This is a genomic window from Streptomyces sp. NPDC093568, assembly GCF_044764945.1.
Lineage (GTDB): Bacteria > Actinomycetota > Actinomycetes > Streptomycetales > Streptomycetaceae > Streptomyces.
Genome location: NZ_JBIWJD010000008.1, coordinates 35,568 through 53,848, shown reverse-complemented (window position 1 = coordinate 53,848; position 18,281 = coordinate 35,568). Strand labels below are relative to the sequence as shown.

At 71.6% G+C, this 18,281-nt stretch carries 20 protein-coding genes; 7 read left to right on the top strand and 13 right to left on the bottom strand.

From position 1 onward, the window contains the following. The first annotated feature begins 31 nt into the window (after positions 1-31). Positions 32-952 carry a YhjD/YihY/BrkB family envelope integrity protein gene (locus ACIRD7_RS29310; RefSeq protein ID WP_403458309.1) on the top strand — a complete coding sequence of 307 codons (921 nt, stop codon included), beginning with the start codon at positions 32-34 and terminating at the stop codon, positions 950-952. Here the strand turns inward: ACIRD7_RS29310 and ACIRD7_RS29305 are convergent. The 7 genes from ACIRD7_RS29305 to ACIRD7_RS29275 all read right to left on the bottom strand — a co-directional run bounded on the left by ACIRD7_RS29305 (position 925) and on the right by ACIRD7_RS29275 (position 6,134). Then, positions 925-1,698: a polysaccharide deacetylase family protein gene (locus ACIRD7_RS29305; protein ID WP_403458308.1), complete on the bottom strand. Its 774-nt coding sequence runs from the start codon at positions 1,696-1,698 to the stop codon at positions 925-927. The genes ACIRD7_RS29310 and ACIRD7_RS29305 overlap by 28 nt on opposite strands. Before the next feature lie 151 nt (positions 1,699-1,849). Further along, the gene (locus tag ACIRD7_RS29300) at positions 1,850-3,274 is read right to left on the bottom strand and encodes a DEAD/DEAH box helicase (RefSeq protein WP_403458305.1); all 1,425 of its coding nucleotides are present in this window, start codon (positions 3,272-3,274) and stop codon (positions 1,850-1,852) included. 108 nt (positions 3,275-3,382) lie between these two features. Next, on the bottom strand, positions 3,383-3,586 hold the full coding sequence (locus ACIRD7_RS29295) for a cold-shock protein (RefSeq protein WP_031482971.1): 204 nt from the start codon (positions 3,584-3,586) through the stop codon (positions 3,383-3,385). Between the two features lie 255 nt (positions 3,587-3,841). Beyond that, positions 3,842-4,207: a MerR family transcriptional regulator gene (locus tag ACIRD7_RS29290; RefSeq protein ID WP_403458303.1), complete on the bottom strand. Its 366-nt coding sequence runs from the start codon at positions 4,205-4,207 to the stop codon at positions 3,842-3,844. Positions 4,208-4,293: 86 nt separating this feature from the next. Then, a complete protein-coding gene (locus tag ACIRD7_RS29285) occupies positions 4,294-4,464 on the bottom strand; it encodes a hypothetical protein (RefSeq protein ID WP_403458301.1) in 171 nt (56 codons plus the stop codon). A 21-nt stretch (positions 4,465-4,485) separates the two neighbouring features. Then, a complete protein-coding gene (locus ACIRD7_RS29280; RefSeq protein WP_403458299.1) occupies positions 4,486-4,842 on the bottom strand; it encodes a PRC-barrel domain-containing protein in 357 nt (118 codons plus the stop codon). 68 nt (positions 4,843-4,910) lie between these two features. Beyond that, complete coding sequence (locus tag ACIRD7_RS29275) at positions 4,911-6,134, bottom strand: Ig-like domain-containing protein (protein ID WP_403458297.1); 1,224 nt, start codon at positions 6,132-6,134, stop codon at positions 4,911-4,913. Between the two features lie 217 nt (positions 6,135-6,351). On the opposite strand from ACIRD7_RS29275, the gene ACIRD7_RS29270 reads away from it, so the two are divergent. The 5 genes from ACIRD7_RS29270 (at position 6,352) to ACIRD7_RS29250 (ending at position 12,002) form a co-directional block, all read left to right on the top strand. Continuing rightward, positions 6,352-7,548 (top strand): lipid II:glycine glycyltransferase FemX, encoded by a 1,197-nt coding sequence (locus tag ACIRD7_RS29270; protein ID WP_403458295.1) that lies wholly within the window; start codon positions 6,352-6,354, stop codon positions 7,546-7,548. Continuing rightward, on the top strand, positions 7,545-9,164 hold the full coding sequence (gene murJ / locus ACIRD7_RS29265; RefSeq protein WP_403458292.1) for a murein biosynthesis integral membrane protein MurJ: 1,620 nt from the start codon (positions 7,545-7,547) through the stop codon (positions 9,162-9,164). Before ACIRD7_RS29270 ends, murJ begins: the two co-directional genes overlap by 4 nt. Positions 9,165-9,184: 20 nt before the next feature. Then, positions 9,185-9,868 carry a response regulator gene (locus ACIRD7_RS29260; RefSeq protein WP_403458291.1) on the top strand — a complete coding sequence of 228 codons (684 nt, stop codon included), beginning with the start codon at positions 9,185-9,187 and terminating at the stop codon, positions 9,866-9,868. Positions 9,869-9,963: 95 nt separating this feature from the next. After that, positions 9,964-11,394, top strand: coding sequence for an ATP-binding protein (locus tag ACIRD7_RS29255; RefSeq protein WP_403458853.1), 1,431 nt, complete (start codon positions 9,964-9,966; stop codon positions 11,392-11,394). Then, complete coding sequence (locus ACIRD7_RS29250; protein WP_403458289.1) at positions 11,391-12,002, top strand: hypothetical protein; 612 nt, start codon at positions 11,391-11,393, stop codon at positions 12,000-12,002. Before ACIRD7_RS29255 ends, ACIRD7_RS29250 begins: the two co-directional genes overlap by 4 nt. Here the strand turns inward: ACIRD7_RS29250 and ACIRD7_RS29245 are convergent. After that, positions 11,999-12,235 carry a hypothetical protein gene (locus ACIRD7_RS29245; RefSeq protein ID WP_403458287.1) on the bottom strand — a complete coding sequence of 79 codons (237 nt, stop codon included), beginning with the start codon at positions 12,233-12,235 and terminating at the stop codon, positions 11,999-12,001. The two genes, ACIRD7_RS29250 and ACIRD7_RS29245, sit on opposite strands and share 4 nt — an antisense overlap. A 50-nt stretch (positions 12,236-12,285) precedes the next feature. Then, positions 12,286-12,507 carry a hypothetical protein gene (locus ACIRD7_RS29240; RefSeq protein ID WP_403458285.1) on the bottom strand — a complete coding sequence of 74 codons (222 nt, stop codon included), beginning with the start codon at positions 12,505-12,507 and terminating at the stop codon, positions 12,286-12,288. 209 nt (positions 12,508-12,716) lie between these two features. Here ACIRD7_RS29240 and ACIRD7_RS29235 point away from each other — a divergent pair, with 209 nt between their 5' ends. Continuing rightward, the gene (locus ACIRD7_RS29235) at positions 12,717-13,130 is read left to right on the top strand and encodes a cupin domain-containing protein (RefSeq protein WP_403458283.1); all 414 of its coding nucleotides are present in this window, start codon (positions 12,717-12,719) and stop codon (positions 13,128-13,130) included. An 8-nt stretch (positions 13,131-13,138) separates the two neighbouring features. Here the strand turns inward: ACIRD7_RS29235 and ACIRD7_RS29230 are convergent, their stop codons facing one another. The 4 genes from ACIRD7_RS29230 to ACIRD7_RS29215 all read right to left on the bottom strand — a co-directional run bounded on the left by ACIRD7_RS29230 (position 13,139) and on the right by ACIRD7_RS29215 (position 17,992). Beyond that, positions 13,139-13,645 (bottom strand): molybdenum cofactor biosysynthesis protein, encoded by a 507-nt coding sequence (locus ACIRD7_RS29230; protein WP_403458281.1) that lies wholly within the window; start codon positions 13,643-13,645, stop codon positions 13,139-13,141. 10 nt (positions 13,646-13,655) lie between these two features. Further along, a complete protein-coding gene (locus ACIRD7_RS29225) occupies positions 13,656-14,447 on the bottom strand; it encodes a DUF427 domain-containing protein (RefSeq protein WP_403458279.1) in 792 nt (263 codons plus the stop codon). Between the two features lie 68 nt (positions 14,448-14,515). Further along, complete coding sequence (locus tag ACIRD7_RS29220) at positions 14,516-15,268, bottom strand: hypothetical protein (protein WP_403458277.1); 753 nt, start codon at positions 15,266-15,268, stop codon at positions 14,516-14,518. 72 nt (positions 15,269-15,340) lie between these two features. Beyond that, on the bottom strand, positions 15,341-17,992 hold the full coding sequence (locus ACIRD7_RS29215; protein WP_403458275.1) for an RICIN domain-containing protein: 2,652 nt from the start codon (positions 17,990-17,992) through the stop codon (positions 15,341-15,343). Positions 17,993-18,281 lie beyond the last annotated feature (289 nt).

Below are 18,281 nucleotides of genomic sequence, written 5' to 3'. Positions count from 1 at the left end.
CCTCCGCTTCGCCACAGCGGGCCACGAACCGGTGGAGGACAGCGAGCGGGGAACCAACCGAGAGCGCCTCATCAGAACGCTGACGTTCTGGCTGCGTCCGAGCTTCGTGCTGCGCACCATCAACAGGTTCCAGAAGATCGTGGGCTTCGACCGCTCGATGGCCCTGGCCTCCGGCGCGCTGACCTCGCTGATTCCCCTCGCGGTGCTGAGCGGTGCCGTCTTCGGCGGTGAGGCCGCGGACCGGATCATCAACCGCTACGGCCTCACCGGGGAGGGCGCCGAGGCCGTCCGGTCCGTGTTCTCCGCCGAGACCGCGGACGCCGGCGTCGGCATCTTCGGGACGGTGTTCCTGGCGATTTCGGTCCTGAGCTTCTCGCGTGCCACACAACGGCTGTTCGAGCAGACCTGGGAACTGAAGCCGCTCAGCGTCCGCAACACCCGGGGCGGCCTGTGGTGGATCTGCACGCTCAGTCTCTTCACCGCGATCACCGGGTGGCTGTACGCCGTCCTGGGCGGGGGCCGGCTGGGGCTGGCGGCCGCGGTGTGCGAGGTCCCGGTCACCGTCGTGTTCTTCGTCTGGAGCGGCTGGATCCTCTCGGCCAAGCGGCTCACCTGGCCGGTCCTGCTCCCGTTCGCGGTCATCGCGGCCGTCCTGACCGCCGCCTACTCGGTGGGCGCGACCGTCTACCTGCCGCGCCTGTTCAACTCCTACGCCGCACGCTACGGCGCGGCCGGCGCCGTCTTCGGCATGGTCTCGGCCCTCTTCGGCGCGATGCTCGTCGTCGTCGCCTCGGCGGCGATCGGCCGGGAGGTACGGGAGGAACTCCTGCGGATCCGCCAGGGCCACCGCCCTTCCCAGGACGAGGTCCGGCGCCAGTGGGACAACGTCGTCGACCAGACGATGTCGCGCTGGCGCGGCGGGACTCAGCGCACCGGGAAGCCGAAGGAGTAACCCTGCTCCTTGAGCCAGGGCAGCACCCGGCGCAGGGCCTCGACGGTCTGGGAGCGGTCGCCGCCCGCGTCGTGGAAGAGCAGCGTCGGCCCGTTCGCCAACTCCCGCTGGACGGTGGCGACTATGGCGTCCGCGCCCGGCTGCTCGAAGTCCTTGGTGTCCACGTTCCAGCCCAGCGGGCGCATGCCCCGGGAGGCGGCGAGCGTACGGCTGTAGGGGGTGAACGCCCCGCCGGGCGCGCGGTAGTACATCGGCCGTACGCCCCCGGACGCCTTGGTGATCATGCGCTCGGCGTCGAGTATCTGCTGGGACTGGTAGGCCTGGGACTGCTTGTCCATGGTGGTGTCGTGCGCCACCGAGTGGTCGCACAGCCGGTGCCCCTGCGCGACCACCTCCTTCACGAGGCCGGGGTGGGCCTGCGCCTGCGTCCCGACCATGCAGAACGTGGCCTTCACGCCGTACTCCCGCAGCACGTCGAGCACTTGAGGGGTCCACACGGGGTCGGGTCCGTCGTCGATGGTGATGTTGACGCCGCGCGCGCCCTTGTCCGAGGCGTGCACGATGGAGACCGCGACCGGCTTGACCTCACCGCCCGGCCTGGCCGGTGCGGACGCCTTCGGCGACGAGCCGCCCACGGCACCGGCCTGCGCGGTCCACAGGGAAGCGCCGGTGGCGAGCACCGTCACCCCGAGCGCCGCCCCGACCAGCTTGCCGTACCAGCCCCGCCCACCACCGTGCCGTGCCATGTCCGCCCCGATCTCGCGCAGTTCCTCGCCGGTCCTTGGTCACCTTGCGACCAACTGGCAGGACGAGAGACGGCGGCGACGGGATCCCTCCGTTACCGATCAAGGACAATTCCGGGGGAGTTCGCGGACAACCGGGCGCGGCGGGCCCCGGTCAGGTGTCGTTTCGCGGCGCCGAGCGGCGGGAGCGTGCGGTGGCCCGTCCGTTGCCGCCACGGCCGGCGGCCCGGCCCGACCGCCGTCCCCTGCGGCCGCGGCCGGGGGATTCCGTGCGTTCCCGCTCCTCGGTGGCCGGCACGGTGATCGTGACGGGTACACCGGAGGGGGTCCGGGCGCCGGTGATGCGATGCAGTTCCGCCTCGCCCGGGCGGATCCGGACCGAGCGCGGTGTGATGCCGGCGTCCGCCATCAGCCGGTCCATCGCGCGACGCTGGTGCGGCAGGACGAGGGTGACGACGGTGCCGGACTCGCCGGCCCGCGCGGTACGGCCGCCGCGGTGCAGGTAGTCCTTGTGGTCACCGGGCGGGTCGACGTTCACCACGAGGTCGAGGTCGTCGACGTGGATCCCGCGGGCGGCGACGTTGGTGGCCACCAGGACCGTGACGTGGCCGTCCTTGAACCGGGCCAGCGTCTTGGTGCGCTGCGGCTGGGACTTGCCGCCGTGCAGGGCCGAGGCGCGCACACCGACGGACAGCAGATGCCGGGCCAGCCGGTCGGCCGCGTGCTTGGTGTCCAGGAACATGATCACCCGCCCGTCGCGCGCGGCGATCTCCGTCGCGGTGGCGCGCTTGTCGGCGTCGTGCACGTGCAGCAGATGGTGCTCCATGGTGCTGACGGCGCCCGCGGACGGGTCGACCGAGTGGACCACGGGGTCGTGGAGGTAGCGGCGCACCAGGAGGTCGATGTTGCGGTCCAGGGTGGCCGAGAACAGCAACCGCTGGCCGCCCCGCCCCACTTGGTCGAGCAGCGCGGTGACCTGGGGCATGAAGCCCATGTCGGCCATCTGGTCGGCCTCGTCGAGGACGGTGACGGCGACCTGGTCGAGCCGGCAGTCGCCCCGGTCGATGAGGTCCTTGAGGCGGCCGGGTGTCGCGATCACCACCTCGGCGCCGGCGCGCAGCGCGGTCACCTGCCGGCTGACGGCCATGCCGCCCACGACGGCGGCGAGCCGCAGCCGCAGGGCGCGGGCGTAGGGGGTGAGCGCGTCGGTGACCTGCTGGGCCAGTTCCCGGGTGGGGACGAGCACGAGGGCGAGCGGCTGCCCGGGCTGGGCCCGCCGGCCGGCCAGCCGGGCCAGCACGGGCAGGCCGAAGGCGAGCGTCTTGCCCGAGCCGGTGCGCCCGCGGCCCAGTACGTCCCGTCCGGCCAGCGCGTTCGGCAGCGTGGCCGCCTGGATCGGGAAGGGCTCGGTCACGCCCTGGTCCCTGAGCGCGGCCAGCAGGCGTGCGGGCATGTCCAGTTCGGCGAAGGAGGTGACCGCCGGCAGTGGCTCCGTACGGGTGACCGGAAGGGCGAACTCCTGTGGGCGCGCGGTGGCACGTGCTGCTGGGCGGGCGTGAGTTCTGGCGGGTGAGCGCATGGAGTTGTCTGGGGACCTTCAGGAATCAGAAGAATGAGCCGAAAAGAAATGCGAAAAGGCCCGCACCCCAAAGAGTGCGGGCCTCAGCCTTGCGAGTTCGCGTCAACGTCAGGCGGGAACGATGTTCTCGGCCTGCGGGCCCTTCTGGCCCTGCGTGACGTCGAAGGTAACCTTCTGGCCTTCCTGAAGCTCGCGGAAGCCCTGGGTGGCGATGTTCGAGTAGTGGGCGAAGACGTCCGGGCCGCCACCCTCCTGCTCGATGAAGCCGAAGCCCTTTTCCGCGTTGAACCACTTCACGGTGCCAGATGCCATATTGAATCTCCCTAAGGGGGCAGTGCCGGAATCCGCACTTTACGGATCCGAGTCGCCGCGATGATCACCCCTCCGGAAAGATCCGGAAAGCTCTGCAAAGAATCAAATCTCTGGCAACCAAAACTGCAACTGCTATCACGTTAACACAGGGGCGACAGGAAGGGGGCATGGGATTTCCTGGGTCGCACGGGAATTCTCGTTCCGCCGCACCCCGCATTTCTGCAGCCGCGCGAACAGGTATCCGGGGCCGCGCGGCTAGCCGCCCGCGCCGCCCGCGCCGTCCGCGCCGTCCGCGCCGTTCTCGTTCAGCCTCCGCCGCATCTCCCGGTTCAGGCGCAGGGCGTCCTCGAGCTGGTCCTCCAGGGAGATGATCCGGCAGGCGGCCTCGACGGGGGTGCCCTGGTCGACGAGTTCCCGGGCGCGGGCGGCCCTGCGCAACTGGCGCCGGGAGTACCGGCGGTGGCCGCCCTCCGAACGCAGCGGCGTGATCAGCTCGGCCTCGCCGACGGCACGGAGGAACGCCGGGGTGATGCCCAGGACGTCGGCGGCCCGGCCCATGGTGTAGGCGGGATAGTCGTCGTCGTCGAGGTTCCCTGCGACGGGGACGTTCTCAGCGGGCATGACACAACCCTATCTCCGGCGGCCCGGGAAACATGGTCTCGCCGTAACAGATGTTCATCCGTCGCGAGGGTCGCGCGGCGCGGAGGTCAGCGCACGGGAGGCCGGCGGACGCGTCGTGACACCACGAGCGCGAAGAAGGCCACGTCGGCCAGGAACAGAACGACACCGATGGCCAGCAGATAGCCCAGGCCGTCCGCCGCCGCACCGATGATTCCGAGGACGACCGCCACCAGCAGGAGCAGCAGGAAGGTCACCATCGACCGATCACCTCCTGGCGATCAGCGGCGCGCGAGCTGACGTTCGCCGTGGGCGCCCGGCCGGTAGGCCATGTCGTAGTAGCGGAAGATCGTCTCCTCCTGCTCGGCCGGCAGCACGTCGTCCGTCCCGATCGACGGCGCCTTGCGAACCGTCCCCTTCGCATGCGGGACCCGGAGGTAGTCCGGCCCCAGGACCGCCTCGTCAAGGGGCACGAAGACCAGACGCTGACGGGTGGGCAGCCCCGTACGGACCGTGGCCATGGCGGGTTCGTCCGTGGCCGTGTCCACGTAGACGGCCTCCAGCGTGCCGATCTTGCGCCCCTTGGGGTCGACGACGGCGTGCTCCCGCCACTCCCGGACATCGGCCGCGCTGATCATGGTGTGCTCACCTGCCCGTGCGGTTCCGGCAGCGTGTCCTCTCCACTTCCACGCTACTCCTGCGGGCATCAGCGCAGCGCGCTCTTGCGCTGCCACTCCGCCCACGAGAGGTTCCACGCGCCGAAGCCGTTCCCGGGTGCGACCACGCCCTTGGTGTCCTTGCCGGTGATCTCGAACGGGTCGCCCGGCCGCACCTGCCCGTAGAACCAGGCCGCGTTCGCGTCGCTCATCCCTATGCATCCCGAACTGTGGTTGGCGTTGCCGAAGTAGCGGGCGTTCCACGGGGCGGCGTGCGCGTACATGCCCGACCAGGTCAGGCGCATCGAGTAGTCGACCATCTTGTTGTAGGCGTCGGCCAGACCCACCGTCTCGGAGTTCATGTTGATCGTGCCCTCCTTGGCCATGAGCACGGCCGTTCCGCGCCAGGAGCGCTTGTCACCGCCGGGCGTGCCGCCGGAGACCGGTATGCGCCGGACCGTCTCGCCGTCGCGGACGAGAGTGAGCCGATGGCTGTCGAGGTCGACCTCGACGATCTGCCGGGCGCCGATGGTGAAGGTGGTCGTGTAGTCCCGTACGAACCAGCCGCCGTCCGCGCCCGAATCGGTGCCGTTCAGCTCGGCGTTCAGCGTGACCTTCGTTCCCGGCTTCCAGTACTCCTTGGGCCGCCAGTCCACCCGGTCCCGGCCCGACCAGTCGCGGATCCAGCCCCAGGAGCCCTCGGTGTCGTTCGAGGCGGTGATCCTGAGCTGCTTCTCGACCTCGGCCTTGTTCCCGACCGGGTTATCGAAGACCAGGGAGATCGGCTGGGCGACGCCGACGGTGGAGCCGGTGCCCGGCCGCCAGTCGACCTTGTTGACCTTGCCGGCCTCGGCCGTGCTGAAGGACGCCCTGGTGCTCTTGGCCGTGCCGCCCTCGCTCCGGGTCGCCGCCGTCACCGTGTACGCCGCTCCGGGCACGGACTTGCGGTCGGAGACCCACGAGCGGCCGTCGGCGGCGACCTTGCCGGCGAGCCGGTGGCCCTCGCCGTCGGTGACGGTCACCGAGGTGAGCCTGCCGCCCGCGGCCGTGACCTTCACGGGCTCGCCCGCCGGGACCCGCTCGCCCTTGGGTGTGACGGTCACCGTGACCGGGCGGTCGGCGGCGGCCGGCTTCTCCTCGGCGTCCGAGGAACCGGGGGAGCCGGCGGAACCGCCCGGCGAGCAGGCCGCCAGCGGCGTCAGCAGGGCGGCCAGGGCGGTGGCCACGACGGCGGCCCGGACGCGGGCTTGGGCTAGGGCACGGGTGCGCGACAACGAGACCTCCGGGAGGCAGCGAACGAGTGGAAGAAGTCGGCGATGTCGTGACTGTAGAGCCGGAAAAGGCGAGGTCAGCGGCTATGGAGCTATGTGACGGCGACTGGTGAGGAACGGTCATGGTCCCGTCACATTCGCCGGACGGAGCGGTCATGAGCCGCTGTGAGCCTCCTGTCTGTCCCCGCTACAGGTCCGGGGAGAAGGAGAGGCTCAGACCGTGTCAGCGCTGCTCGTTCCGCCCAGCCGCCCGCACCACGCACCCGACCGCGGCTCCGTCCTGCGCACCGTCACCGCGGACACCTACCGCACCTTCCTCGCGTCCCCCGAGGGCGCCGCGCTCGGCGCCGGATTCCTCCAGTGCCCGTCCTGGGCCGACGTCAAGCAGGGCTGGCGCGCCCAGCTGCTCGGCTGGGGACCGGATCCGCAGGCGGGCGAACTGCGGGGCGTGGCCCTGGTGCTGCTGCGTCAGTTCCCCGGCACCCGCAAGTACTTCGCCTACCTCCCCGAAGGCCCCGTCGCCGACTGGAGCGACCCCGACCTCGACGGCTGGCTCGGGCCGCTCCTCGAACACCTGCGCCGCGCGGGCGCGTTCGCCGTGCGCGTCGGCCCGTCGCCCGCCTACCGGCGCTGGGACGCCGCCCGGCTCAAGCCGCTCACCGGACCGGGCCGGCGCCTCGGCGACGTCCTCGCCAGCGAGGTCGACCCGCTCGGCACCGCCGTCGCCGAACGGCTGCGGGCCCGGGGCTGGCGCCGCTGCGGTGGTGACGGGACCGGGGAGGACGCGGACGCCCAGCCCCGGCACGTCTTCCACGTGCCGCTCGCCGGACGCACCCCGCAGGACCTGTGGTCCGGGCTCAACCAGGAGTGGCGGCGCAACGTCCGCCGGGCCCAGAAGGAGGGCGTGGAGGTGGTCGTGGGCAGCGCGGCCGAACTCCCCGAGTTCTACCGGCTGCTGGGCATCACCGAGCGACGCGACGGTTTCCGCCTCGGCCGCTCGCTCGCCTACTACCAGCGTCAGTACGAGGCGCTCAACGCCGAGGAACCGGGCCGGATGAAGCTGTACCTCGCCCGGCACCAGGGGGAGATCCTCGCCGCCCACACGATGATCACGGTGGGCCGCCGGGCCTGGTACCAGACCGGCGCCTCGGCCGACCACCGCCGCGAGGTCCGGCCCTCCAACGCCCTGCAGTGGCGGATGCTGCTGGACGCCCACGCCCTCGGCGCCGAGGTGTACGACATGCGCGGGGTACCCTCCACTCTCGATCCGGACGAACGTGCGTACGGACTGCTGCGCTGGAAGCTCGGCACCGGAGGGCAGGTCGTCGAGACGTTGGGGGAATGGGAGAAACCCTTGGCCGGCAGCGCCAACCACACGCTCCACCGCGCCTTCCAGGCGTACCTGAACCGCCGATGAGACAGACCACGACGCAGGCGGGCCCGGAAGCGAAGACCTCCACCGCCCGCGGCAGCGCCGTCATGGCCGCCGGATCCCTCGTCTCCCGCGCGACCGGTTTCGCCCGCTCCGCCGTCGTCGCGGCGGCGATCGGCACGATCGGGCCGGTCCCCGACGGCTACGCGGTCGGCAACGCCCTGCCCACCATCGTCTACATGCTGCTCCTCGGCGGCGCGATGAACGCCGTCTTCGTGCCCGAGCTGGTCAAGGCCGCCAAGGAGCACGAGGACGGGGGCGTCGCCTACACCGACCGGCTCGTCACCGTCTGCGTGGCCGCCCTGCTGGCCATCACCGCGACCGCTGTCTGGGCGGCCCCCGCGATCGTCGACGCGTACACCGACTACACCGGCGAACAGGCGGCCATGACCATCGCCTTCGCCCGCTACTGCCTGCCCCAGATCTTCTTCCTCGGCCTGTTCACGCTGCTCGGACAGGTACTCAACGCCCGCGGCAGGTTCGGCGCGATGATGTGGGCGCCGGTCCTCAACAACCTCGTCGTCATGGCCGTGTTCGGCCTGTACCTGGCGCTGTCCCTGGGCGGCGGCGACACCCTCACCGCGACCGAGACCGCCGTCCTCGGCTGGGGCACCACCGCCGGCATCGCCGTCCAGGCCCTCGCCCTCGTCCCCGCCCTGCGCGCGGCCCGCTTCCGCTGGCGGCCCCGCTTCGACTGGCGCGGCAGCGGACTGACCCGCCCGCTGCGCGCGGCCGGCTGGCTGGTGCTGCTGGTCCTCGCCAACCAGGCCGCCTACTGGGTCACCACCCGGCTGGCCACGACCGCGGGCCTCCACGGCGGCCCCGGCTACGGCGCGTACAACAACGCCTATGCCCTGTGGGTCGTACCGCACGGCATCATCACCGTCTCCGTGGTGACCGCGCTGATGCCCCGGATGAGCGCGGCCGCCGCCGACGGGGACACCGCGGACGTGCGGCGCGACGTCTCGCACGCCCTGCGCGTCAGCGCCTGCGCCGTCGTACCCGCCGCCTGCGCGCTGTTCGCCCTCGCCCGGCCGGTCATGGCCCTCGTCTTCGGATACGGCAGGACCAGCACCGCCGACACGGCCGCGATGGCCGGCATCCTGATGGCCTTCGCGCCGGGACTGATCGCCCTGTCCGGCCAGTACGTCCTCTCCCGCGCCTTCTACGCGCTCCGCGACACCCGTACGCCGTTCCTGCTCAACCTCGTGATCGTCGCCCTCAACGCGGGACTGTCCGTGGCCGCCGCGCAACTGCTGCCGGCCCGCTGGGCCGTGACCGGCATGGCGGCGGCGTACTCGCTGGCGCTGTGCGCGGGCTGGGCGGTGACCGGCCGGGTGCTGAGCCGCCGGCTGGGCGTCGCACGCCCCCTGCGCTCCTCCGCCGCCGGCGCCCACGCCCGGCTGCTGCTCGCCGCCGTGCCCGCCACCGCGCTGGGCCACTTCGCGGCCTCGGGAACCGAACCGGGGGGAGCGGTGCTCTCCACCGTTGCCGGCGCGGCCGTCGTCGCGCTCACCTTCGTCCTTCTCGCCCGTCCGCTGCGGCTCGCCGAACTCGACGCGCTGATCGCCGGCCTGCGCCGGCGCCTGACCCGGACCTGACCACCGAGGGAGAATCGCCGATGCCCCGCGTGCTCCTCATCGAGGACGACCCGTCCGTACGCGAGGGGGTCGAACTCGGTCTGCGCCGCCGCGGCCACGAGGTACGGGCGGCCGCGACCGGTGAGGCCGGCCTCGCCGCCCTGGCCGAGTTCCGCCCCGACCTGCTCCTGCTGGACCTGATGCTGCCCGGCATGAACGGCGTCCAGGTCTGCCGCCAGGTCCGCGACCGCAGCCAGCTGCCGATCATCATGCTCACCGCGCGCGGCGACGACTTCGACGTGGTCATCGGCCTGGAGGCCGGTGCCGACGACTACATCGTCAAGCCCGCCCGCACCGAGGTGATCGAAGCCCGGATCCGGGCCGTACTGCGCCGCCTGGACGACGGCGGCCAGGGCCGCCCGGCCATCGAGAACTACGGCGAACTCACCATCGACCGGGTCGGACTGACCGTCGCCAAGGCCGGTCGGCCGCTCGCGCTCGCCCCTTCCGAGCTCAAGCTCCTGATGCACCTGTCCGCCGCCCCCGAGCAGGTGTTCAGCAGGCAGCAACTGCTGGAACACGTCTGGGACCACAGCTACCACGCCGACGCCCGGCTGGTCGACGCCTGCGTCGCCCGCCTGCGCGGCAAGATCGAGGACGAGGCCGGCAGCCCCCGTTACGTCCAGACCCTGCGGGGCTTCGGCTACCGCTTCGGCCCGCTGTGATCACCGGGCGGCGCCGTCCCGGCCGCGGTCGGGAAGGAGACACGGCCGCCGACGAGCGGTCCCGGTTCCGGGCGTTCGGCCTGCGCACCCGGCTGATGCTGGCCTTCCTCCTGGTCGCCGCCGTCAGCGCCGGCACCACGGCCGCGCTGACCTACCGCGAGGCCCGCAACGCGATGCTGCAGACCGCCCAGGACACGGCGGTCACCTCGTTCCGTGACCAGGTCCAGCAGACCGGCTTCGGGCTGCCCGTCCTGGGCGGGGAGGACCTGGAGTCCCTCCTGCGGGACATCGCCCGCAAGGGCAAGCCGCACCCCTGGGTGGTCTTCGCCGAGTACGGCTCGGTCCGCGCCTCCTCGGGCGAGAACCCCGTTTCCACCGTCATCACCCCCGAACTGCGCCGCGCCGCACGGGCCAACCCCCACGGCAGCTTCGAACGGGTCGTCAAGGACGGCGTCCCCTACCTGACCATCGCCATGCCCATGGTCTTCAAGGCGAGCCCCGACAGCGTGCTGAACAGCGGACTCGTCCTGTACGCCGTCATGCGGATGACCGACGAGCAGGTCAACGTCGACGCCCTCCTCATGGCCGCCCGCGACGGCGCCCTGCCCGGCCTCGTCGTCGCGCTGATACCCGGCCTGCTCGCCGCGCGCAGCGTGCTGCGCCCCGTGCGCGAACTGCGCCAGGCCGCCCGCAGCATGGGCAGCGGCCGACTCGACACCCGGATCCGCGTGCGCGGCAGCGACGAACTGGCCGACCTGGCCAGCACCTTCAACGAGTCCGCGGCCGAACTCGAGGCCTCCGTAAGGGAGCTGCGCGAGGCCGAGGCCCGCGCCCGCCGCTTCGCCTCCGACGTCTCGCACGAACTGCGCACGCCCCTCGCCGGAATGCTCGCCGTCACCGAGGTCCTCGACGAGGACGCCGATCGCCTGGACCCCGACACCGCCCGCGCGGTCCGGCTGGTCAGCGCGGAGACCGGAAAGCTCGCCGTGCTGGTCGAGGACCTGATGGAGATCTCCCGCTTCGACGCCCGCGCGGCCGAGCTGAACGCCGACGAGGTCGACGTCGCCGAGGCCATCCGCAAGACCCTGGACAACCGGCACTGGACCGACGACCGCATCCGCACCGACCTGCCCGACGGCATCCGCGCCCGCCTCGACCCGCGCCGCTTCGACCTCGTGATCGCCAACCTGGTGGGCAACGCCCTGCGCCACGGCAGCGCGCCCGTGACGGTACGGCTGCGCGCCGAGGGGAGCCCGGCGGGTACGTGCCCGTCCGCGGCCGTACTGATCACCGAGGTCGCCGACAGCGGTCCCGGCATACGGCCCGAGGTGCTCCCGCACATCTTCGACCGCTTCTACAAGGCCGACGCGGCCCGCACCCGCTCGGCCGGCAGCGGCCTGGGCCTGGCGATCACCCAGGAGAACGTGCGGCTGCACGGCGGCACGATCCGCGCCGGGAACCGGCCCGGGGGCGGCGCCGTCTTCACCGTCGAGCTACCGCTCCACGCGGAGGAGGCCGGGGGATGAGGCGTGCGCGCGGGCGCCGACGTGCGGCTGCCGTCGCCGTCGCGGCGATACCGCTGCTCGGCGGGTGCGGGATCCAGGAGACCGACGTCATCGAGGCGGGCGGTCCCGCCAGCTTCCAGGCCTTCTTCAACCGCGACTACGACATGCTGCTGTTCTTCCGTGCCCCCGACGGAGGACTGAGCCCCGTGATCCGCACGACCGCGCCCTCGACCGAGTTCGGCGCCGGATACGCCGAGTCGGGCTCCGGGGACCGCGACACGGAGGGGCCCGTGCCGACGGAGAAGGTCGTCCTGGCCTTGCTGGCCGGCCCGGGGAAGGACGACCGGGCCGCCGGCCTGAGCACGGCCCTTCCCCGCGCCCGCCTCGGCGCGCTCCTGGAGGTCAAGTCCGCCTCGGACGGCAGCGTCACCGCCCGCCTGCCCATCGCCCTGGAGGGCCTGGACAGCACCGCTCTACGCCAGCTGACCTGCACGATCGCCTACAGCCAGGACCCGGACGGCCGGGTCGCGGTGCGGATGACGGGGCGGGACGGGGCAACCGAGTCCGGCACTTGTGGACTCGCTCCCGGCAGCACCGGCGTCCCGCGCGGCAGCGCGACCGGCTCCTAGGCGGCCCTGGGACGCGTCGCGCGGGGGCGCGGGGCGGGCTTCTGTACCTCCCGCGGCTCCTGTGCCTCCTGTGCCTCCTGTGCCTCCTCGGGCCAGAGGGTTTCGTCCTCTCCGAAGTCCGGGGCCTGGAAGGGCTTGATCGTCGGAGGCGGCGACACCGCGGCGGAACGGCGGGGTTGCCCTTCCAGGGCGGAGAACAGCGACGTCGGGTCGATGAGAGGTCTGCCTTTCATTACAGGTCCCCGATGGGGCGCCTGGGGTGCCGCGAAGGGGCACAACGGTCCTACAACTTGGTCATCTTGGCGTACGGGCTCAAGATCCGCATTTGCGCCGAGCCGAAATCGACGAGCGCCGCGATTCCGTCCTCGACGCCGACCACCCGGCCGAGGCCGTACACATCATGTGTGACCTGGTCGCCCATGGCGAAGTGTTTGGGAGCCGGTGTGACGGGTGCCTTGAAGGGGCTGGTGGGCAGATGACGCTTCTGTGCCGCAGGCTTTGTCATGGCTCAGTATGAGCCCACGCGCGTCCCGCTTGGCTATGGCCGTCGGCACAGATCCGGACGGGAAAAGCTGCGCCACCTCACTGACCTGGGGTTTCGAGATCCCGATGAGACGAAACCCGACCGCGGATCTCCTTCGCCGACGGGCCGGCCGTCACAAACGGAGGGGCAGCCCGGTCCTCCCTGCGAACACTCACTGCACGGAGGAACGCATGAGCGCTGAGCACGCACACCTGCCACCGGGCGTCGAGGTGATCACGACCCTGCCGGAGGCGGCCGCCCGCATCCCGGCCGGCGCCGAGGCGCGGACGATCCGGGTCACCCTCCCACCCGGTGACCCCGGCGCACCGCCGCACCGGCACCCCGGCCCGCTCTTCGGTTACGTCACCCAGGGCGAGATCCTCTTCGAGCTGGAGGGTCAGCCGCCCCGCGTGCTCAGGGCCGGTGACGCCCTGTTCGAGCCCGGGGGAGACGTGATCCACTACCAGGGCGCCAACAACCTTCCGGACGCGCAGTCGCAGCTGGTGGTGACGATGTTCGCACCGCCGGGCGCCCCGGTGCTCACCGTGGTCGGCGCGGAGGAACTGGCGGAACGCCGCCACCTGAGGGCTACCCCGACCCGTTGACGCCCAGGTCAGGCCGGGTTCCGCTCCTCCACGACCGCGAACTCCGCCTGCCCCACGGTGAGCATGCCGTCCGACAGCGGCGAACACCGCACACCGCCCTTGCCCCGCAGGGCGCGCTGCGCGCCCGGCCCGATGACGGCGTCCATCCAGGCGCAGGGCCGGGCCGGGCGGCGTACGGCCAGCAGGACGGGGCCGGCGCCCGTGTCCAGCGACACCGTCGAACCGACGTACGCGTCGATGTCGACGCCGCGGAGCAGGACGTTGCGGCGCGTGAGCGTGAGATCGGTGTGCGGGTTGATGTCCAGCGGCAGGTTCTCGGCCGCCATGAGCGTGACGGCGGCGTCGCGATGGGCCGGGCGCGCGTAGTAGCGGTCGCCCACGAGGCCCAGGTTCCGCCGCACCTCGACGCTGCGGACCAGCTCCGGCCCGGCCGCTTCCGCGGGTCCCTCCGACGGCCGCCCCATGTACCGGTGCACGGGAGACACCAGCAACTGCACGACTTCCACCACGGCCATGCCGCCCACCCTAAGCCGGGGGCATCGGCGGGCGGCTCACGGTGGGCCGGGGGAGCAGGACGCCGTCCACGTACAGGTCGACGCGCTCGTTGTAGAACGCGACCATCCCCGCGACGGCGGCGCACGCCACCGTAGGGAAGTCGTACGCCCAGACGAGATCGTCATGGACGACGGCCCCCTCCGCGAACGACCAGTACTGGCTGGTCCTGCCCTTGTACGGGCACTGCGTCACCGTGTCCGAGGGACGCAGCCGGGTCCAGTCGACGAAGCTGCGCTCCAGGTAGTAACGGGTCGGCAGGCCGGTTTCGAAGAGCTTCACCGAGGACGGCGCGTCAGCCAGGACGGTGCCGTCCACCTCCACGCGCACGCTGCTGGACGAGCGCAGCGCGTCCACCCGGGCGTACGGGCTCCTCGGGTGCACGAAGACCTGCTCTTCCTCCTCGTACCAGGCGTCGATCGCGTCCCAGCGGAAACGGGCCGTGCCGACGAGTGCCTCCGGGGCTCCCTCGTCCCAGACCCACGCCGCACCCTCGCGGACCTCGGAACCGACCCGCAGCGAGTGCCGCCGCGCGGGCCCGGGACTCAGCCGCCCGGCGCGGCCGTCGTCGCTGAGGTCGGCGTCGACCAGATCCCGCACCGGAATGCTGTACTGCGGATACCCGGACCATTCCCATACGTACAACGCCCGCCGTGTGTCGAACACGCACCGCCCGCCGACCTGCCCCCGGATCCGCCGCGGCACCGGCTCGACATGTCCGACCGGGATGACAAGCCCCGGGTAGTCCACACGCTCGTCCGCCATCGACGGTCCCCTCGGTCGGCTCGCCCGCTTCCGTACACGCAGTCCGGCAGACGCAGTCCGGCGGCGCGCTAGACGGTGTCTCCTTGGTCAGCAGTATCGGAGACCGACGGGTCGGTGTCCTGCCGTGCCGTCCGCCGCTCCGCACTCCGGCGCCGCCAGGCCAGCACGAAGCCGACCCCCGCGATCAGCGCGGGAACGGCCAGCTCCACCGAGAGTGAGGCCACCCACTCGGGGTTCAGCAGCCAGATCTCGCCGCTGGCGTACTGGCAGGTCGCCTGCGGGGGGAAGAAGCTGTACTCCAGCGTCCTGGGCGGATGGAATCCCCAGTCCGCCCCCGCGGAGCAGACCGACGACGGTCCCGTGAAGAGCCGCCATCCGGCCAGGGCGTAGAGCATGAGGAACGCGGAGCCGGTCACGAAAAACGCCGCCGCCGTGCGGCGCAGCTTCGCCGCCCTGGACATGGGCACCACCCAGCCGCCGCCGAGACGCGGCTCGAAACACTCCGCCACCAGCGCGACGAGCAGGCAGACGACCAGGACCAGGAAGCTGCCCCAGAGCAGCATGCTGAGCACCCCCGAACCCCCGATCGAGGAGACCTCCCCCCGCTCGAACTCGCAGATCGTCGCCGGGGGAAACGCCCGATCCCGCACCCGCAGCAGCCGGCCCGGCCCCTGAATCAGCCCCTGTTGGCACTGCTCGTCGAACTCGAGCATGCCGAACAGGGCCACTCCCGAGCCGACCACGACCGCACCGAACGAGATCCCGGTGGCCGCCCACAGGCCGTCCGTGCGATAGCCGCCATGCGTATGCGCGTTCGACATCCGGGCACATTAACCGACAGGGCGGGGCCGCAGGCGACTGTGCCTGCGGCCCCGCTCAGGGATGTGCCGCGGTCAGGACGGGTCGCCGTACTGAAGACCGCGTCCGTTGGTGCCGATGTAGACGCGTCCGTAGGTGTCGGGGTCGCCGGTGATGACGCCGAGGCTGCCGATGGCGCCCCACTGGTGGGCGTCGTCGTTGACGCGGAGCCAGGTGGCGCCCTTGTCGGTGGAGCGGAAGACTCCGGTGACGTTGTCGACGGTGCCGATCAGGTAGAGGGCCTGGTAGTTGGCGCCGGGTGCGGCCTTGCCGAAGCCGAGGGCGGAGGCGGACTGCACTGTCTTGAGTGTGGTGAAGGTGCGGCCGCCGTCGGTGGAGTGCAGCAGCCCCCTGTCGCCGCCGGAGATCCACAGGTCGCCGCTGATGCCGGGGACGGCGGTGAGCTTGCCGGAGGGCAGGCCCGTGGCGCGGGGGGAGAAGGTCGCGCCGCCGTCGGTGCTGGCGTTGATTGTGCCGTTGGTGAGTGCGTAGAAGGTGTTGGCCGAGGAGCGGTCGGCGACGACCACGGCGTCGGTGCCCAGGCCGCTGACCTTCGACCAGCTCGCCCCCTTGTCGGTCGAGCGGTAGGGGGCCTGGCCCGATTCGGCCCAGACGATGGTGGAGCCGTCCGCCGAGAGGGCGACATGGCCCATGTTCGCGCTGGGGACCGGTTCGGCGGTGAAGCCGTTCCAGGTGCTGCCGCCGTCGGTGGAGTAGGCGCCGTCCTGCGCGCCGCCGGTGCCGACGCGGACCATCACCGAGGGGTTGGACTGGGCGAAGTCGATATCGGTGCTGCTGCTCATCAGCGGGTTCTTCAGCCGTCCGGCGGGCACCTCGGTCAGGGAGTCGTGGCGGAAGCCGCCCTGGTCGCCCATGGAGGTGATGACGGTGGCGCCGCCGGGAGGGGCGATCGCGTCCGCCAGCGAGGTCTCCTCCAGCCCCCGGGCCCCGGAGGCCCAGTGGCTGGTGCCACCACTGTCGGAGGCATTGGCGTCCTTGCTGCGCCAGATGCCGTTGCCGGTGCCGTACAGCGCGTGCCCGGAGTCGAAGGGATCGATGGCCAGCGCGGTCATCCAGTGCCCGGTGTGGGTGCCGACGTACGGAGCGCCGGAGGCATCGCGCTGCGACTTGTCGGCCAGGGCCTTCCAGGTCGTGCCGCCGTCGGTGGTCCGGTAGATCTCGTCCTCGGGCCACCACCGGTCCAGGGTGGTGACCATCACCGTGGACGGCTTCTGTGGGTCGACAGCAAGACCGGAGAACCCGTAACCACCCTGCGACGGGGAGACGTTCTTCCACGCCCCGCTGGTCGGGGTGTACTTCCACACCGAGCCCGCCGTCGCGTCCATGGGGCCGATGCTGTTGCTGTAGGACAGGTACAGCGACCCGTCACCGGAGACCACACCGTGCTGCGGCATCTGGCCGGTGGGCTGCCCGGAGACGGCCTGCCAGCTGCTGCCGCCATCGGTGGAGCGGTACAGGGACGTGGACTTGTCGGCGACGCCGACGTAGATCGTCTTGCTGCCGGCCGGGCCGTACGTCACGAAGGAGATGCCCGCGCCGCTGCTCGCCCCGTCCTTGACGGGGAACGAGGAGACCTGGTTCCAGGTCGCGCCGTGGTCGGTGCTGCGCCACAAGCCGTTCTTGCGGGTGCCGAGCAGCAGGGTGCCGTTGTCCGCGGGGTCGATCACCAGCCGCTCGCCCGCGCCGCGGCCGGGCTCGTTGGCGCCCAGCTTGAAGGGCAGGTTGACGCGGCTGAAGGTGCGGCCCCGGTCGGTGGAGCGCAGGATCGCGCCGTTGCCGGCCCACTCGTTGGTGTAGGTGCCCGTCGCGAGGTAGAGCCGGCCCGGGTCGACGGGGTCGGTGGCCAGCGCATCTACGCCCAGAAGGTTCCAGTCCTTCTCGCCGAGCCAGTCGGTCAGCGGGATCCACTGCTCGGCCGCGGTGTCCCAGCGGTAGGCGCCGCCCATGTCGGTGCGCGCGTACAGCAGGCCCTTCTCCTTCTGGTTGAACACCAGCCCGGTGACGTAACCGCCGCCCACCACCTGGGCGTTCTTCCATCTGTACGGTCCGGCCGCGGCCGTGGTCTGCGCACTGTCGGTACCGGCCGTCGGGGCCTCTGCCGTCTTCACCAGCTTCCACTGCTGGTTGGCGCCGCCGTGGCCGGGATATTGGATGACTGCCGCGCCCTCGGCGGTGGAGCCTCCGGAGACGTCCAGGACCTGGCCGCTCTTGCGGGATGTGAAGGTGACGGCGTCGGAACCGCTCACATCGCTGATCCGCCACTCCTGGGAGGTGGAGGAGCTGTCGGTCTGCTGCTCGGTGGCGGCCCCTTGGGCGGTCGAACCGCCCGCTATGCCCAGCACTTTGCCGCTGTTGCGGTTCACCAGCTCGTAGTAGCCGTCCCCGGTGGGCTTCAGCTTCCACTGCTGGTTGGCGGTGTTCTGGTCGGTCCACTGCTGGATGCGGGTGCCGTCGGCGGTGGAGAAGCCGTTGACGTCCATCACCTTGCCGCTGCGCACGGAGACCAGCCGGTAGTAGGCATTGCCGTCGACCGTCGCGGCCTGCGAGTCCTCCTGCGCGAACAGGAGATACGGCACGACGATGGCGGGCACGCCGAGCAGCAGACCGGTCGCGGTCCAGCGACGGCGGTGACGCCCGCGGCGCCCGCCGTTCGTGGGGGTGTCCATGGGGGAGGTGTTCTCCTTGCATGACGTTCACGGGAGAGAGCGAATCCGGGCACCGTGATGACCGGACACGCCTCCTTGTGGTCACAGGGCCCGCACAGGGTTGCCGCGAGCGGAGAACTTTTTTCGGCCAGCCGGCGGTGCCGGTCGGTGCCGGTTCGGTGCCGTGTCCCGTTCGCTCCGCAAGAGAATCGCCGGCGCCCTGACCGTGGCCGCCCTCGTAGGAGGGCTACGCCAGCAGCGTCCACAGCTTCCGCGTCCAGGTGATCGAGCCCGATGGCCAGGGCTGGAC

Bases quoted from the DNA above. Each gene is read 5' to 3' on its own strand.
- ACIRD7_RS29305 (WP_403458308.1), bottom strand. From the start codon at position 1,698: ATGGCACGGCACGGTGGTGGGCGGGGCTGGTACGGCAAGCTGGTCGGG.
- ACIRD7_RS29300 (WP_403458305.1), bottom strand. From the start codon at position 3,274: ATGCGCTCACCCGCCAGAACTCACGCCCGCCCAGCAGCACGTGCCACC.
- ACIRD7_RS29295 (WP_031482971.1), bottom strand. From the start codon at position 3,586: ATGGCATCTGGCACCGTGAAGTGGTTCAACGCGGAAAAGGGCTTCGGC.
- ACIRD7_RS29290 (WP_403458303.1), bottom strand. From the start codon at position 4,207: ATGCCCGCTGAGAACGTCCCCGTCGCAGGGAACCTCGACGACGACGAC.
- ACIRD7_RS29285 (WP_403458301.1), bottom strand. From the start codon at position 4,464: ATGGTGACCTTCCTGCTGCTCCTGCTGGTGGCGGTCGTCCTCGGAATC.
- ACIRD7_RS29280 (WP_403458299.1), bottom strand. From the start codon at position 4,842: ATGATCAGCGCGGCCGATGTCCGGGAGTGGCGGGAGCACGCCGTCGTC.
- murJ (WP_403458292.1), top strand. From the start codon at position 7,545: ATGAGACAGACCACGACGCAGGCGGGCCCGGAAGCGAAGACCTCCACC.
- ACIRD7_RS29260 (WP_403458291.1), top strand. From the start codon at position 9,185: ATGCCCCGCGTGCTCCTCATCGAGGACGACCCGTCCGTACGCGAGGGG.
- ACIRD7_RS29255 (WP_403458853.1), top strand. From the start codon at position 9,964: ATGCTGGCCTTCCTCCTGGTCGCCGCCGTCAGCGCCGGCACCACGGCC.
- ACIRD7_RS29250 (WP_403458289.1), top strand. From the start codon at position 11,391: ATGAGGCGTGCGCGCGGGCGCCGACGTGCGGCTGCCGTCGCCGTCGCG.
- ACIRD7_RS29245 (WP_403458287.1), bottom strand. From the start codon at position 12,235: ATGAAAGGCAGACCTCTCATCGACCCGACGTCGCTGTTCTCCGCCCTG.
- ACIRD7_RS29240 (WP_403458285.1), bottom strand. From the start codon at position 12,507: ATGACAAAGCCTGCGGCACAGAAGCGTCATCTGCCCACCAGCCCCTTC.
- ACIRD7_RS29235 (WP_403458283.1), top strand. From the start codon at position 12,717: ATGAGCGCTGAGCACGCACACCTGCCACCGGGCGTCGAGGTGATCACG.
- ACIRD7_RS29230 (WP_403458281.1), bottom strand. From the start codon at position 13,645: ATGGCCGTGGTGGAAGTCGTGCAGTTGCTGGTGTCTCCCGTGCACCGG.
- ACIRD7_RS29225 (WP_403458279.1), bottom strand. From the start codon at position 14,447: ATGGCGGACGAGCGTGTGGACTACCCGGGGCTTGTCATCCCGGTCGGA.
- ACIRD7_RS29220 (WP_403458277.1), bottom strand. From the start codon at position 15,268: ATGTCGAACGCGCATACGCATGGCGGCTATCGCACGGACGGCCTGTGG.
- ACIRD7_RS29215 (WP_403458275.1), bottom strand. From the start codon at position 17,992: ATGGACACCCCCACGAACGGCGGGCGCCGCGGGCGTCACCGCCGTCGC.